Origin of the sequence: Iodobacter fluviatilis (assembly GCF_900451195.1) — a bacterium.
Lineage (GTDB): Bacteria > Pseudomonadota > Gammaproteobacteria > Burkholderiales > Chitinibacteraceae > Iodobacter > Iodobacter fluviatilis.
Map to the genome: position 1 here is coordinate 3,019,003 of NZ_UGHR01000001.1, position 14,521 is coordinate 3,033,523.

Sequence of the window (14,521 nt, forward strand, 5' to 3'; positions counted from 1 at the left end):
CGCTGATCTCACTCAACGCCTTATTTAAAGCCACTCTTACCAGATACGGATCCGCTCTTTGGCCGGTTTATACATGCCATCGCCTTCTTTTACGTTAAAAGCTTTATATTAACGAGCACCAGAAATAAACCAATAAATACAATGAACTATCGAATTCATTATTATGGATTAGCACAAATTTCGTCCTAATTTCCAAAACCAGCTCCGGTTTTTCATCTAAAAACATGGCTATTTAACGCTTTCATGCCTTCCGCATTATCCACTGCTGCTTAAATCATAACCTTGATCCATCGTCCGCCACCGAGCATGCAGACGATCTAAGTGTGCGCCCAAATACCGGATATCTGCATCGCTCACACCGACATCGATAAATTTAGCCCGCCATTCCTGGCTCACTGTGGTGAAAAGCTCATGCACCACGCTTCTGGCTTCATTCACCGAATAGTGGAAATGATGCACCTCTGCCAGCAATTGGTCCAGACTAGGCGAGGTATTATCATTAACTAATGGCATCCCCATATATTGCAAATGCGTTCCCTGGGGATGGACATCATAAACAGGGGCCAACCGGTATTTATTATCCGCGACATATAGAAAACCATGATTCTTAATATGATCATCGGTATTGTCGATTAAAATATTAAATATCATTCGCCGGAATAATTCCTGGCAATCTTGTTTGGGATCTATTCCAAAGCGCGTTAATGCCTGAGCCAATTCGACATAGCTGCCAAGACCTGATTCATAGGCAACATTCAATAAGCCCGCAGCCGACAAGAAATGGATTCGCTGCTCGCCTTCAGGCCCTGTTGCCCGATCAAACCTTTTAATCATAAATACTTTGGACTGATTAATATCCTCGCACCGGAACTCAGCGGTTTGGATATGGCATCGCTGCGCCAGCGCCATCGAGCCGGCCTCGGCCAGCTCTATATTAAAAGGATCTTCCCGCAGCGGAAACTTGGCCAGCCAGAGCGCGCCTTGATCACTGATGCTGGCCTTAGGCCGCGCACCACCCAATGAGCCGCCCTGGGTCAGTAGCCGGCGTATATCCAAAGGCACGTCCAGCCCATATTGGATCGCCATGGCCATCTCATAAAGCGCCGTTAATGACAGCGGTGCTGTTTCTGACTGAGGTTGTGAGTCTTGATCCATAACGACCAAAGCGCCAATACGGTTCTGATTAGTGCAAGACAACATCGCATAATCATCAAGCGCCGCCCCCTGATTTGCAGCCGCCAGCACTAAGCGCCCCCAAGCATCAGGCAGCGAGTCTTTCAGATACGGAGGGAGTGCTCCACCATCCCGCAGCCGCTTGGATGGCAGATGATTAATAGGCAGCGCCAAAGCAGGATCAGGATGGAAGCGAAAATCATGGTTATTCTGGTACTGTCGCCCATAACTCAGCGTACCGTGTTCACTGACGCCATGCCGCTCTACCTTTAATAAGGCGGCAGGCGTCGGCTGTATTGCTCCGGGCAAATAAACCCCCAACTGCAGGCGATAAAGGCTGGAAGATTCCATCAGAAATCGATTTCCTTATCCGTTGGGATCGTCGGATTCATTTTGCGCACGCGTTTGCGCATAGCATCGTTATTAACCAATGACTCCACAGGCACCGGTGCCACGGCAGAGAGACTATCCAGCGCACCCAAAATGCTCAGGGCGTTAACCAACAACCCAAGCTGAGTGGTAGCCACACCCTTTTCCAGCGCCGTGTAGGTGGACAATGAACACTGAAGCCGCTGCGCCATTTGCGCCATCGTATCACTACGCATAATGCGCAGTGTTCGAAGCCGGTTACCCAGCTCTGCAAGAGCCTTTTTGCCAGCTTCATCAACAGGGGATAGTTTTCTAATCATGCTATAGCAGTTTTTAAGTCAGATAAAAACTATTATAGTACGTATTGATTACCGAAATAGACTTAGTCACTCATTTAAAACGTAACTGACTCTGACCGGACGCTGATACGATCAATCCCGAACAGAGAGCGCTTGCAAACTTTACTGCCCACTCTCCGCCTCAACCCAAAGCCCCGGAAACAGGTACCTGAATAGCTTAATGGGAAAAGCCAGCTTATAAGGGGCATGCAGCGATTCTGATTTCAGAATACCCAGCGTGGTCAGATCTTTAATTACTCTGGATTGGGTACGATCAGAATCACCGCCCAGCATGGCTTTAAAATCTTGCTTAGGCATCTGGCCAGCATGCAGCAGATATTTTAATGGCAGCAGACTATTTAATTTGAGCAGATTGGGTGTTTCCGGCGAAACAGATTCTGCCATCAGCATTTTATGCAACCGCTCTTCAAAGCCCGTCATTTCCAGCATTTGATTCATAAAGCTCACCTGATCAAGGCAGGTATCGAGCATAAAGTCGATAAATTGAATAAAGTGCTTTTCGGATAAATTGCCCCGCCCGTCCTGATCCCCCTCCCGCGGTAAATCGGCCCGTGCAAGTACCTCGTTATAACGGGCGTGACTTCGTGCCAGCCCTCTCATCGGCGACCAGATCCCCTTGGTCAGCCCCAAAGCATGAAGGCCAGAGTGGGTATGCAGACGAATTGTGCGGCCATTCCCATCACCAAAGGGGTGAATCCAAGCCAACCGGTGATGCGCTGCCAGAATAGCAATCACAGCGCGCTCTCCCCTCAGCTCAAAGCGATAGCCATTATGGAACTCGTCCATAAATGCCGGCAGGTAATCCTTGCTGGGCGGGATATGCAAACCCACCTGAACATCATGCTTGCGCAGCTGGCCGGGGACCACCTCCTCATCCCAGGCAGAGCCATCCTGATGAACTCCATGCGCCATGCGATCTTCCATGCTCAGATGCTGATACATCGCGTGATGCAAAGAACAAATAAATTCAGAACCAAAATAAAGCCCCCCGGCAGGCAGAATGCCCGGGGAGCCAATCGTGCCCTCTGCCCACACTTCAGCCTGCATACAAGCCAAAGCCGCGCGCTGCTTCTGCGCCTCATCCGGCTTGGCAGAGAAATCCTTACTCATGGCCTGCGCAATTAGTAACGGAGTTGTGTGCTGCCCCTCGATCTTATTGGTGTAATAAGAATTCATCGGCCGTAGCGCCTCGCGAAGAATCTCCGCAATCCCCTGCGGGCAATGCTGCTGATAGGACGAATAAATCAGCGCCGAAGCCTTCTCTGACAGAGCCTCCATCTGAGGCGTGCCCTGGCGTGGCAGCAAGGGAGACATTGAAAACGGGGAGGTATACATACTCGGCATAAGGCAACAATCCTGCGATGATCTTTGGCGTAAACTTTGGCCGACCAAAAAAAGCGTCTAACCATAGGTTTTATAACATAAACTAATACTAAAAACATCACAGAATAGCTAAGTATTGGCGAAAACTTTGGCTAAAATAATTGCCTTGGTGCCTTAAGCAAAATACTCTTTTAGTTATTCAAAATAGTCCTCCCAAATCCCCCGCATCCCAATTAGTAATCACCAGCTCCTTACTGCTTGCAATCTGGCCCTGCTTACCGTTATTACCGTTACTGTATTTAATACTCAGCCCCTGCATAGTCAGCCCTTCAAAGGCTTGCCGGATGTCGGGATGGTCGTTGATGCTGACCATCACCCTGCCCTGGCAATTGCGCATAAAGTCGGCCATGGCCAGGTATTGATCAAACTCGAAAGGCACACCGTAGCCTTCGGTTTGCCAGTACGGCGGATCGCAATAAAAGAAGGTGTGGGCGCGATCGTAGCGGCGCATGCAATCCAGCCAGCTGAGGTTTTCTACCGTGGTACCGGCCAGACGCAGGTGGGCGGAAGAGATGTTTTCTTCGATGCGGCACAGGTTCACGATCGGGGCCGTAGTGGCTGTGCCAAATGATTGGCCATTGACCTTGCCGCCAAATGCATGCTGCTGCAGATAAAAGAACCGCGCGGCGCGCTGAATATCGGTCAGCGTTTCTGAACGGGTATCTTGCAGCCATTTAAAGACCTGGCGCGATGATAGCGCCCATTTAAATTGCCGAACAAACTCTTCCATATGGTTTTGCACCACGCGGTAAAGATTGACCAAGTCACCGTTAATATCATTAATGATTTCAACCGACGCAGGCACCGGCCTTAAGAAATACAGCGCCCCGCCGCCACAAAATACTTCTACATAGCACTCGTGAGGTGGAAACAGCGCAAGCAGTTTATCTGCAAGGCGGCGTTTACCGCCCATCCAAGGAATGATTGGGGATGTTGACATATGAAGCTCCGGCCAAAGACCCGCTGAGCGGGTCTGATTGGAGGCTCGGGGCCTTCAGATGATTGAATGCACCGCAGCGCGGGCATTTGATGGATAGCTCTAAATACCGACCCTCTGCGAGCTTTTTATGGCATTGGGCACAACGAATATTTTGCATGGCCCATTATAGAACGATCGTTCTGCATGATCCATATTTTAAATACTTAATTTAGCCTCAAACAATAAACACTAAACTGGCCATCTTTTATCCCCAGAGGCTGAGAAAAGGGTTAACCACCATAACTAGGTTCATATTTAGCACGGGCCGTACTCCCTGGCTTGGTAATCCTGTTCAAGTGTGCACACTGAGGACACCAACTTCTATGCAACACCCGGCTTGGCGGAGCCTGCCAAATATGCCCGCGATGGCACTGCCAGGTCAGCTTGTAATTAACATTGCGGAAACTCTCCGACAGGCAAAGCCCACCACGCGTTTTAGCAAAAGCCTGCATATTTTCCAGAGTGTAATAATGCAATTCACGATAGCACTGAGGGCACCCTCCTTTATTCATCCGAATCGCTGAAGGCGTACTCTGCCACTCATGCCCTTTACCGCAGCGCCAGCGTAAATGACTTCGGCTATGGAGAAACTCATCGGACAAACACGTCCAGCCGCGCTCTGCAGCCAATGTCTGCATGGCCTTAAGTGCTTTTTTGCTGCGACTATTACAAACGGAGCAAAAATGCCCGGATAAAATCATCGCTGGCGTTTTTTCCCATTGATGCCCTTTGCTACAACTAAACGATAGATGCGTCTGGATGCCCAAATACTCAGCAGATAAGCACGCTCCACCCCATGCATGAGCAATACGATGCATCATGAGTAACTGAATTTCTCGCAGCTCAGGGCCGGGATGAACGCCTGCAGGGCCAGAGTTAAATTGTAAAATCGCCTCTTGCACCTCAGGCGCAAGAGTAGAAAACGCAGGTTTACGCTTCCTGCTATTGCCACCAATCACAAAAATCTCGCTTTATTCATATGAAATATGATGCCAAATATCAGAAGTAACCAATGTTGCTTTTTTCTTAGATTGATTTATTGGACGGATACGAATCGTTTTTAAAATTTATTCTTAAATTAAAAAACACACCCATGATCAAAATCCTCGAAAATGATTACCATAATCCATATTGCCACATCACTTAAAAATATCACTACATTTCAAAGCACGAGTATTTTCATCTAGCCCATCAAAAGATACTTTTTCTTTTCTTTCAACATCCCAAACTTCACCTAAAAAAGGGCTACAGGTCACTCCAACTGGTGCTATATACTTCCCATCATCAGAAATAAAATTAACCTTTAACGTAGATACCCCATCTTCTCTATTATCCATTGGAGTTGGTGGAGCAAACCCCTTATTCAACAATCCGGAATTCAATTCGGAGCGGTAAATGTATTTATACTCATTTTTGAGAGGGCTAAAAGGAAAGATTATTGGCTGCAAATCTTTATATCTCCACACACTAATAAGCCATCTCCCATCAATATTATTTACAGCACCTGTTTTATACAAATAATAGCTTTTTGTGATCAAAATATTTGATTTTTTATTTACATCAACTATTAATTCATACTTTGGTGCAGGATTCATCCCAACTTTAAGTCCATTACTACAATTTTCATATGCCGACAATAAATCAACAAAACCTGATTGAATAATGTTTTTATAGTCTGCCTCAAGAGAGTAAAAAATTAAAAACTGCCCATCATTTGAATAATTAAAATTTTTATATCTAAATTTCGTCTTGCATAAAAAAGACTTACCTTCCTTTGAAAAAGATAAAGAGCTTTCCGAAACCCTAGAAGCTACAATGGTTTCAGCACTCGCATAGTTAAATATAGCCACCAAAGCAAGTGATATGTAAATTTTTTTCATCATATTTAAAAGTCCAATAAAATGCTTTTTGCTGCACGAGTCGCTTTTAGCCGGCCTTCCCAGTCGATATAGCCCCCATTGATTGCATATGTTACTGCCTTTGAAATTAATTGCTCCCTTTGAATATCTTGTGCTGAAGATGCTAAAAATTTAAAATCACTATCCATTTTTTTATTTACTGCAGGGCGCTGAAAAGTCATATACCAACCACCACTATCCATACAGTTATAGGGTATTGCAGTAACGACTTCTGGATTATTAACTATACCTGCTCTTCTCCTCATACCAGCTTCATTATGAGCCAGATACTGTGGATCATCCCACCAATAATCATCAAAGCTACTTGTAGATAGCCAACTGCGATAAACCCAATATTGGACATAATTAGTACGACCAGTTAATTGTTTAAATCCTCGACCACGAAACTTCTGAGCATCAGGATCTCCAAGACTGCCACCTCTCCAATTATATGAGCTCGCAATATAGCCACCACTGCTGTTATATTTTGTTGAGCCGAACCAATCGACTCGCTCACCCGCCTCTCTTCCCCACCAATGGCCGAGCTGACTTTCGTTTACCTTTGACTGTTGCATTATCCTCGATCCTCTAGGAGGGCGAACGGCGCCATTAACGGCAGTTCCCGGCATAGCGCTCTCCTGCATTTCCTTCATATATGTTGACTCAATAGCTCCCTGACCGAGGATATGTGGTAACCTTTTTTTTGTATTAAGACCATACTTTCTCGTCATTCTATTTAGTTCAGAAACATTATGATTTATAATTTTTTTATAAGCTAATATTTTATCTTGATCATTTGTTGAACCCACTGCTAAAGGCTGATAAATTCTTTCTAGCTCATCTGCACTCAACCAACCACACTTTCTAAAATGCCCAATAAACTCTCTTGGATGAAAGTGCCAATGCTCATCTGCAATTCCTAAATCAGCCTCGGCCCAAAAACATAAAGCAGTTGCTAGCTTTATAAGATTGTCATACTGAGCTGGATCTAAGGGAACTTCCAATAAATCACTTTTTGTTTTTATCCATTCATACCTTGTATTTAACGTTGCTAATGCCCATTCTGTAGGGAATTTGCAAATTGCACGTGAAAGTCTTTCTTTTATTTTATCCTGACCTACAGCTTGCACTAACTCTCTGCTGGTATATTTTTCATCTCCATCACTATCCAGCCATGCTAAAAGAGTTGGCGAATTACATTGACTATCTGGTGTTGCATCATCAGCAATTAAATTCCAGCCCATCCATTGAGGAAAATCAGCATCACTATATTTTGTAACGCCAACTGCATTTAAATTAACCCAGCCCTGCCCACCTGGAAAGTTAACTTTTCGCCAATGTGGAGCTGCACCAGCAAGAATTACTGTTTCATTGTTAATATTAATCACTCGACCAAAGCGCAGTAACTCATATATTGCACTCGGCGCGAGCTGATTTTGATTGGCTAGAGTTGTTGCGCTTTTATATAAATTGTATTCGTAATCGGTCTCAATTATTTCATTGCCAACACAGACATATTCACCCAAAATTTCTGGATTTTCTTCCCGCGTTGACATTTTACAATTGCCTTTTTCAAAACGCATTGAGATAAATAGTGGTGCCACAGAGGTATAGGCGGGAGTACCAGTCCCTGTTTGTGAGTTTGCACTAGGCTGTGCCCCATAAAATGTTGCTCCCACAGGAAGATAAAAATGTATATCCCCATAAACAACATCCATACGGCCATCTTTACTTAAATCTAAGTTTCCTTTTTCACGACCAACTAATTTTTTTAAATTAGGGTCATCACAAATGATTTCCATATGCATGGCATTGTCACCATTGCACAGGCCGACTGAACCTAATTCAGCTTTACGATAAACAGGTTGATTTTTTTGAACAAAAACCTGTTTCAGATGCATATAAATGGAGTAATACTCCACGTTTCCGTCAGGGCCTTCCCCAATTTCGGTCTTGTGTTTAATAATCACGCAACCATCATTACTACCACCATTAATCGCAAGATCAGGCTTTGCTTTTTCTCCCGTTAAAGGGGAAGACGGGCGGGCATATATAACAATACCATCTGCAATTGCACGTACAGGCTCACCTCGTGTCCCTGTATCGTTGTGTTTAATATGTTGGCCACCATGCCAAGCCAGCAAGCTGCTTATTGGATAATTACCTTTGGCTTCAAAGGGCATCAGATCTTTCAACCAATCCTCGTCGGAGTGATTGCCCTGAGCTGTTTTAAGTAAAGGAGGACTAATGATCATAGATGTTTGCCAGTATTATTATTCAGAAAATGGGAATGAATTAGGCGAAGTGAATTTACTCTTAGGCATGTTTGGCAGAGCCAGTTTCAAGCTGGCTGGCCCGCTTATCTCATGATTCGCCCCCTTAATACTCACCTTCCCCGGGCAGTGGATTTCAATATTGCCGCCTTTGATGCGGATGTATGCCCCGCCAGCGGTCATCAGAATTTCGTCTTGTGCGACGACGGTGATGCTTTCTTTGCAGGCAGTGATTTTGACGTTTTTGTCGCCAGTGATTTCAATATCATCGCTTTGCGCCTGCAGCTGGATTTTGCCTTTGGCTGCGATTAGCTTTAGCGCGACTTTGTCTTTTACCCCGGCCACAAACAGGCTGATGTGTGATCCTGCATTATGTATCCAGCGGCGGCCGGAGGTTTGGTTGGTGTCTCTTTGAGCAACCAGATCCAGGTTGGTACCTGCGGAGAGCGTCTGGCTTTGCGGGCTGGTGATGGCTACGCCGTCCTCACCGTGCAGCAGGATGATTTTTTGTTGACCTGCCTGACTTTGAGATTTGCTCTTGCCGTCTTTATCGGTGTTGCTGCCCGCTTCCAAGCTTTTGCTGGCATGCACGTGGTGATACAAATGACCCGTGCTGGCCTTGCTGCCTGCACTGTTGTCTGCCTCTACGGTTTTGCCTTCGTCGCCAGTTTCTATGGTGTCCGCAAGCTGGTTGGTGGCGGTTTCACCTAGGCTTTGAGCCAACGCTAAAGCTGATTCCAGCTGGCTTTGTGCGGGGCTATGGTCGAGTTGTTTACCGCTGGCGCCGCCTTTGGCTTCGGTGCTGATCAGCAGGCCATTGGCGCGGATTGCGCCTTGGTTATCCGTGCGCAGCTCGAAGCCTTCGCCGCGTGGCTCACCCTTACCATCGGTTCTTGGGTGGATCAGATAACCTAGGTTGAGCTGGGTTTTGCCGTGCTCGCTGGATAATTTGGTACGAACTTCGCCCTTAGTATCATCAAACAGCAGCTCGCCATACTGGCCGCCTTCATGCTCTTTGGTTTTGATGCCAGACAGCGTTTTATTCGCTGGCAATGCGCCTGTGCCGCTGAACGCTGGCACGGGGTGGCTGCCGTTATAAACAACACCAGTGACTACAGGGCGGTCGATATCGCCTTCAACAAAGCTGATGGTCACTTCCTGACCGATACGCGGGATGAATTGATGCCCCCAGCCTGCCCCCGCCGATGGCGCGGCGACGCGTATCCAGCAAGATGATTTGTCATCCAGATTGGCGCCAAACTCAGGGTGCTCGGCGGCACGCTGCCAGTGAAATTGTACTTTTATTCTCCCCTGCTCATCGGTGTGGACTTCTGACCCGGCAGGGCCAACTACCGTGGCGGTTTGCAGGCCTGGGCTGGTGGGCTTAGTAAATTCTTGCTCGCCCAGATGGCTGAGCACAGGCTGGCCGCGTCTTTGCGCGGTAAAGTCCGCTTGGTAAGGCGCGTTATCTTTGGCAGGAGTGGCAAGTAGGCTGGGCGCAACTAAGCCAAGTTGCTGGCTTAAATCTGCAGGTAAATTATTGTTGGCGGTGAATGTCAGCCCGGTAATGGCAAATTCGCGCTGCTCTGCGCTATCCCATTCGTGCGCGGGGTGGTCTTCTAAACGGAACCATTGCCCAGCCTGCAGGCTGCGTAATGTGCCAGAGCCGGTAAATGATTTCTTTTGCCCGTCTAAAGCATCCTGACGCAGCTTGGCATCATTGCTGAGCTGATCCGAATCGCTGGCGTAATAATGTGTTTGCGGGTCGTAATATTCGAGGCTGGTCTGGATTTGTTGCCCGCCATCGCCCTGATCAATGGCGCTGTCGCTTAAGCTGTGGCTGGTATTGGCGGCTTTGTAATCAAAGCTGGCAAGGGCCACCGAGCTGCTGCCAATTTGCCGTTGGGTATTCCATGCGGTAAGCGAATCGCTTTCTTCTGTGGCGTCCGCACGATGGAATCTCACCGCAGATTCTGCCGCTTCGGGCAGGCCAAAAGCATCATCAAATACAATAAGCTGAACCTGAGGTGTGTCTCCGGCCAAATGCTCAAAGCGCCATGCCAAGCCACTTTCTTTCATTAAGCGGCATAAAAAGGCGTAGTCATCTTCACGGTATTGCAGGCAGTAAGAGCGCGGCGGGTATTCTGCCGATAGTTTGAAATCCAGCGTTTGTACCGAGGCAAAGACAGGATTTTTGGCCTGATGCTCTGCCAGTACCTGCTTAATCAGATCTGGAATAGATAAATCCTGAAATACACGGGAAGTGCGGCGGTATCTGAGCAGCGCGAATGGCGGCTCTACGGTAATAGAATATTTAGCAAAGCCACCATCTGAGCCTAAAAGCTGCGCCTGCGAGATGACGCCACAGCGCTCGATCGCATCACCATTGGCATCGGCCACGGCCAGAACAACCGGCAGGCCAAGCAGCGATTTAAGCTCTAAGGCCGCATCGGATGACAGGCAATCTATCTGATAGCGATAGGCCTGATTAATCCCCTCGCTGCCTGTTACACGCTGAGGTAAAAGCTGCTCGCCCCACGCTACGCCATCGCCCAGTTGGAGAGAGATAAGACGCTGCTCTTGACTAAACGCAGAGGCAAATGAAGCAAGCAGATCACTAAGATTCATAATAAATCAACGATGTATGGCGACCGTAAAATATTACACGAAGCTTTAAGCTGCCTGTTTTATAATTTACCCTATTTGTGTATATTTACTAATTTACTAGCTTCGCAATGTAAGCAAAACAATGTACGCACTAATTAAGAAGTATGTAGAGCTTCAAACAAAGCAGGATATCGGATCGTTTTTTACCCCTTCATGAAGCCCAATCAACCAGCCCATCATGCCTAATCCGGCAATCATGATAAATTGTTGCCCATTCGGTCATGGTGTGCAGGACATCCCCGGCAGAGCCATCAGCCAAAGCGGGCAGTTCAGCGGGGCAGCGCACCAACAGGCTGGCTTGCGGCATGGCCCTTGGCGGCGGCATTGATGAGCAAGCGCCCAGCAGCAGGCAGGCACTCGCGGCTATAGATCGTGCTATTGGTTTTAACTTCACGGATGACTCCCCGTTCGATAATGCGTTCTGTGATTTTCAGGGCAGCCAGGCGCTCTTCTACTGCTGAAGCAATGGCCTCGCTTTTTGCCTGTGTTTTAACTGCCGCACTGATGGCGGCTTTTTGAGCGACTAATTCCAGCGCATCCTGCCACCAGCCATTCACCAGCCAGCCCGCGCCAAAGCCCAGCGCGGCTGCAATAATCGTGGCCCGGATCATGAGGTTTCCTCGCACAAGGCCCGCTCTGCAGCGCGGCGGCGAACCAAGCCGGGGAGTTTTTCTCCTCCGGCGTAGACCCATTTACTCAGCTCAGCACATGCGCCCGCGGTATCGCCGGCATTAAGTTTTTTAAGCAGGCTGGAGCGGCAGAACTTCCCTCCCCCAACGTTAAAGGTAAAAGAGGCAAAAGCGCCGCGTTGATTGGCGGTCAGCGGCATGGTGACGCAAGCATCGATCGCTCGGTTGGCCGTCAGCAGATCCGCGGCCAGCAAGTCTTTACACGCCTCAACGCTGTTTTTTTGCCCCAGCTTGACCTCTGCCCCGGTATGCCCCCAGCAGATGGTTGGAATGCCAACCGGATCCTGGTACGCCGCGGTGCGCAGCCCTTCAAAGTGCATCACCACCGGCGTGGCCAGCCCGATGGCCGCCGCCACCGCAGCACTGATGATTTTCTTATTCATCGTTCGCTTCCTCCTCTTTATTCCAGCGTTTACGCAGTACGCGCCAGTATTTGAGCGCGAGTAAACCAATCTGCAATACGAGATAAAGCAAGGTCACCAGCTGGATCAGTTCATCCATGCTCCATGAGCCCACCGCCGAAATACTGAGGGTGAATCCTGTTTTAATGCCGACGCTGCCGATATCGTCTTTCAACATGTTTTGATCCATAAAAAAAACCCGCTCGAGGCGGGTGTGGTTTCTTCAATAAAAGGGGCTTTATGCGCGTAAACGGCTTTTTTATGCGGTGATTGAGACCAGTTTCTTAGCGGGCTTTTTCTTTTTCGCGGGTTTTCTGGATTTCTTAAGCTGGGCTTTGCTGATCACCAGCTCGAGGCTGCTGGACCAGCCATTGGCACTAAAATCATGGGTAATCGTATCCACCACCCACTGGCCATCGACCCCCAGCTTCACGCCTGACAGGCTGATTTTACGTTCGGCCACGATATCGGCCCTGCCTGCCAAATCCAGCGTTAAGGTGCCGGTGGAGCGGTTATTGCGCTCTAACGTCCCTTTTGCGCTTGCCCCCGCCCGACCTGCACTCGGCACAGAATGGCGAGCGGCCCGTACAGGGGCAGAGGGGTTGTCTTTATCCGGCACAATGATTTCCAGCGTTTTACCGGTCTTTTTGTTATGGCTTTTAACAGCCACGCCACCCGACTCATTCCGGTCTGAAAGGGTATAGCGCCAGCTTTTAATATCAGCCCTGCGCAACACCAGCAGCGGAATCGCTTTACCACTCACGCTTTTAGCCTGCCCGCCCCGCGGAACCACGAGCAATTTTCCGGCTTTGACGGAGGCGGTGGCGTCGTACTGGCGGGCAATGCGGGTTATAAAGTGAATATCCGATTCATTCACCTGATCCAGCCGCTCTACCCTGGCCTTCATCGTGCAAACCGGTGTCAGCTTATTACGCTGCGCGATCTCTTTGACCACCTGAGCGAGGCTGACGTTTTCCCATGCATGGCGGCGTACCGCTTTCACCGTGCCAGATAAATCCGCAGGCCGGCCACACAGGGTGATTTGTTGTGGCGGGCCGCTGGATTCCACTTCATCAATCCGATAGCTGCCCAGCATCGTCAGCCCTGTTTCCTGATAGCCCAGCGAAATCTGCAGCCGTGCACCTCGTGCCGGCAACGCCACTGCGCCATCCCGGTCATCGAGCGAGATCTCCGCTTCATCACTATCCATGCCTGCTTTATCCGTAATCCGGATACTAAGCAACCGATCCGACAACAGCGCCGTAATATCACGCCCGGCAGCCTGGCCAGCAGCCGTGGCCACAATTTTAAAAATGGGTTGCATGCTCTACTCCCAAAGCGTAATGGTTTCGCGCATCGGCGCAGCTAAATCAGGAAAATGGATCATGACGCCTGAGGGATACGGTTGTTTAATCGCAGCCAGCCCGTGATTACGTGCCAGCACCGCTTCGACCGTGCCTTTCACATGGCCGTAAACGGCATAGCACAGGCGATCGAGCAGGTCGCCATCACACGTTCTGATAGTCTTCGCCATAGCGTTTGAACTCCATATTAAAAGTCTGTTTACGCGGTGCGCCATCGGTAAAGAGAAACTCCTGATCCTCTTCAATGTGGGTGATGTACCAGCGCCCGAATGATTGCCCATAGCCCGTTGTTAGCGTGACGGGTTTCAATGCGCTGGCGATCTCACGCAAGGTATCGAGATGCCCAGTTCCCTGCTGCGCCAAATAAATCACGCCATTAATCTTGATGGTTTCACCGCCTTTAGAAACCGCCTGCTCAGCCGGCGTGCGGGTCAACCGCTCTTGTGACTGAATACCGTACTGGCTGGACCGGCTCAGGCGATCAAATGCGGCCTGCCCCAGCGCGAAACGAAAGATCCGGCCTTTTTCAGCGGCAATTTCTAATAAAAAGCCTTTAGCAATCGGGGTCTCATCCCGACGAAGCCCTTCATCAAATAAAACATCACGCGCACGAATAGCGCCATTAACGCCGGCAGAACGCATATCCAGTACACCCCCCATCGATTTCTTTAAGGCGCCATGACTTAAATCCAGCCATGCACCGGCTTCACGCAATGCCTGACTGCTACTGCGGCTAATATCCCGCACAGCGAGCTGAAGCACGCCAGCAGAACGACTCACCGCACGGGCACTGGGGCCATCCAGCATTTCTCCCGCACTGGCAATCAGCCCTGCTGCTTTTTGAGTGAGCTCGGCCGCAGTTCTGGTGTCTTTGATTGCCACAGAGATATCCCGCGGCAATATCCGCATATTGGCGACAGCAGCAGACCGGCTGGCCACTTGGGTGGCCGCCTGAAGTAAGGGCAT

Annotated in this window: 15 protein-coding genes; all 15 read right to left on the reverse strand. The window is 48.9% G+C overall.

Annotated elements, in window-relative coordinates:
* Nucleotides 1–255: 255 nt before the first annotated feature.
* The gene (locus DYD62_RS13900; protein WP_115227887.1) at nucleotides 256–1,524 is read right to left on the reverse strand and encodes a type II toxin-antitoxin system HipA family toxin; all 1,269 of its coding nucleotides are present in this window, start codon (nucleotides 1,522–1,524) and stop codon (nucleotides 256–258) included.
* Nucleotides 1,524–1,862, reverse strand: a complete 339-nt coding sequence (locus DYD62_RS13905) for a helix-turn-helix domain-containing protein (protein WP_115227888.1) — start codon at nucleotides 1,860–1,862, stop codon at nucleotides 1,524–1,526. The genes DYD62_RS13900 and DYD62_RS13905 overlap by 1 nt, the downstream gene beginning before the upstream one ends.
* A 141-nt stretch (nucleotides 1,863–2,003) precedes the next feature.
* The gene (locus tag DYD62_RS13910; RefSeq protein WP_115227889.1) at nucleotides 2,004–3,245 is read right to left on the reverse strand and encodes a Fic family protein; all 1,242 of its coding nucleotides are present in this window, start codon (nucleotides 3,243–3,245) and stop codon (nucleotides 2,004–2,006) included.
* A gap of 178 nt (nucleotides 3,246–3,423) precedes the next feature.
* Nucleotides 3,424–4,224 (reverse strand): DNA adenine methylase, encoded by an 801-nt coding sequence (locus tag DYD62_RS13915; RefSeq protein WP_115227890.1) that lies wholly within the window; start codon nucleotides 4,222–4,224, stop codon nucleotides 3,424–3,426.
* Entirely contained in the window at nucleotides 4,187–4,381 is a 195-nt protein-coding gene (locus DYD62_RS13920) for a Com family DNA-binding transcriptional regulator (RefSeq protein ID WP_115227891.1), read from the reverse strand. The genes DYD62_RS13915 and DYD62_RS13920 overlap by 38 nt, the downstream gene beginning before the upstream one ends.
* Nucleotides 4,382–4,493: 112 nt before the next feature.
* Nucleotides 4,494–5,222: a zinc-ribbon domain-containing protein gene (locus DYD62_RS13925; RefSeq protein ID WP_115227892.1), complete on the reverse strand. Its 729-nt coding sequence runs from the start codon at nucleotides 5,220–5,222 to the stop codon at nucleotides 4,494–4,496.
* A 180-nt stretch (nucleotides 5,223–5,402) separates the two neighbouring features.
* Nucleotides 5,403–6,146, reverse strand: a complete 744-nt coding sequence (locus tag DYD62_RS13930) for a hypothetical protein (RefSeq protein WP_115227893.1) — start codon at nucleotides 6,144–6,146, stop codon at nucleotides 5,403–5,405.
* Between the two features lie 2 nt (nucleotides 6,147–6,148).
* Nucleotides 6,149–8,416 carry a M23 family metallopeptidase gene (locus DYD62_RS13935; RefSeq protein ID WP_115227894.1) on the reverse strand — a complete coding sequence of 756 codons (2,268 nt, stop codon included), beginning with the start codon at nucleotides 8,414–8,416 and terminating at the stop codon, nucleotides 6,149–6,151.
* An 18-nt stretch (nucleotides 8,417–8,434) separates the two neighbouring features.
* The gene (locus DYD62_RS13940; protein ID WP_115227895.1) at nucleotides 8,435–11,062 is read right to left on the reverse strand and encodes a type VI secretion system Vgr family protein; all 2,628 of its coding nucleotides are present in this window, start codon (nucleotides 11,060–11,062) and stop codon (nucleotides 8,435–8,437) included.
* 308 nt (nucleotides 11,063–11,370) lie between these two features.
* Entirely contained in the window at nucleotides 11,371–11,712 is a 342-nt protein-coding gene (locus DYD62_RS13945; RefSeq protein WP_115227896.1) for a hypothetical protein, read from the reverse strand.
* Nucleotides 11,709–12,173 (reverse strand): lysozyme, encoded by a 465-nt coding sequence (locus DYD62_RS13950; RefSeq protein WP_115227897.1) that lies wholly within the window; start codon nucleotides 12,171–12,173, stop codon nucleotides 11,709–11,711. The genes DYD62_RS13945 and DYD62_RS13950 overlap by 4 nt, the downstream gene beginning before the upstream one ends.
* On the reverse strand, nucleotides 12,166–12,381 hold the full coding sequence (locus tag DYD62_RS13955) for a hypothetical protein (RefSeq protein WP_132038769.1): 216 nt from the start codon (nucleotides 12,379–12,381) through the stop codon (nucleotides 12,166–12,168). Before DYD62_RS13955 ends, DYD62_RS13950 begins: the two co-directional genes overlap by 8 nt.
* A 69-nt stretch (nucleotides 12,382–12,450) precedes the next feature.
* Nucleotides 12,451–13,515 (reverse strand): phage late control D family protein, encoded by a 1,065-nt coding sequence (locus DYD62_RS13960; RefSeq protein ID WP_115227899.1) that lies wholly within the window; start codon nucleotides 13,513–13,515, stop codon nucleotides 12,451–12,453.
* Between the two features lie 3 nt (nucleotides 13,516–13,518).
* Entirely contained in the window at nucleotides 13,519–13,725 is a 207-nt protein-coding gene (locus DYD62_RS13965) for a tail protein X (protein WP_046352239.1), read from the reverse strand.
* On the reverse strand, nucleotides 13,700–14,521 hold the full coding sequence (locus tag DYD62_RS13970) for a phage tail protein (RefSeq protein WP_165928798.1): 822 nt from the start codon (nucleotides 14,519–14,521) through the stop codon (nucleotides 13,700–13,702). The genes DYD62_RS13965 and DYD62_RS13970 overlap by 26 nt, the downstream gene beginning before the upstream one ends.

Bases quoted from the DNA above. Each gene is read 5' to 3' on its own strand.
- DYD62_RS13970 (WP_165928798.1), bottom strand. From the start codon at position 14,521: ATGCCCTTACTTCAGGCGGCCACCCAAGTGGCCAGCCGGTCTGCTGCT.
- DYD62_RS13940 (WP_115227895.1), bottom strand. From the start codon at position 11,062: ATGAATCTTAGTGATCTGCTTGCTTCATTTGCCTCTGCGTTTAGTCAA.
- DYD62_RS13900 (WP_115227887.1), bottom strand. From the start codon at position 1,524: ATGGAATCTTCCAGCCTTTATCGCCTGCAGTTGGGGGTTTATTTGCCC.
- DYD62_RS13960 (WP_115227899.1), bottom strand. From the start codon at position 13,515: ATGCAACCCATTTTTAAAATTGTGGCCACGGCTGCTGGCCAGGCTGCC.
- DYD62_RS13935 (WP_115227894.1), bottom strand. From the start codon at position 8,416: ATGATCATTAGTCCTCCTTTACTTAAAACAGCTCAGGGCAATCACTCC.
- DYD62_RS13905 (WP_115227888.1), bottom strand. From the start codon at position 1,862: ATGATTAGAAAACTATCCCCTGTTGATGAAGCTGGCAAAAAGGCTCTT.
- DYD62_RS13965 (WP_046352239.1), bottom strand. From the start codon at position 13,725: ATGGCGAAGACTATCAGAACGTGTGATGGCGACCTGCTCGATCGCCTG.
- DYD62_RS13955 (WP_132038769.1), bottom strand. From the start codon at position 12,381: ATGGATCAAAACATGTTGAAAGACGATATCGGCAGCGTCGGCATTAAA.
- DYD62_RS13950 (WP_115227897.1), bottom strand. From the start codon at position 12,173: ATGAATAAGAAAATCATCAGTGCTGCGGTGGCGGCGGCCATCGGGCTG.
- DYD62_RS13915 (WP_115227890.1), bottom strand. From the start codon at position 4,224: ATGTCAACATCCCCAATCATTCCTTGGATGGGCGGTAAACGCCGCCTT.
- DYD62_RS13920 (WP_115227891.1), bottom strand. From the start codon at position 4,381: ATGCAAAATATTCGTTGTGCCCAATGCCATAAAAAGCTCGCAGAGGGT.
- DYD62_RS13945 (WP_115227896.1), bottom strand. From the start codon at position 11,712: ATGATCCGGGCCACGATTATTGCAGCCGCGCTGGGCTTTGGCGCGGGC.
- DYD62_RS13910 (WP_115227889.1), bottom strand. From the start codon at position 3,245: ATGCCGAGTATGTATACCTCCCCGTTTTCAATGTCTCCCTTGCTGCCA.
- DYD62_RS13930 (WP_115227893.1), bottom strand. From the start codon at position 6,146: ATGATGAAAAAAATTTACATATCACTTGCTTTGGTGGCTATATTTAAC.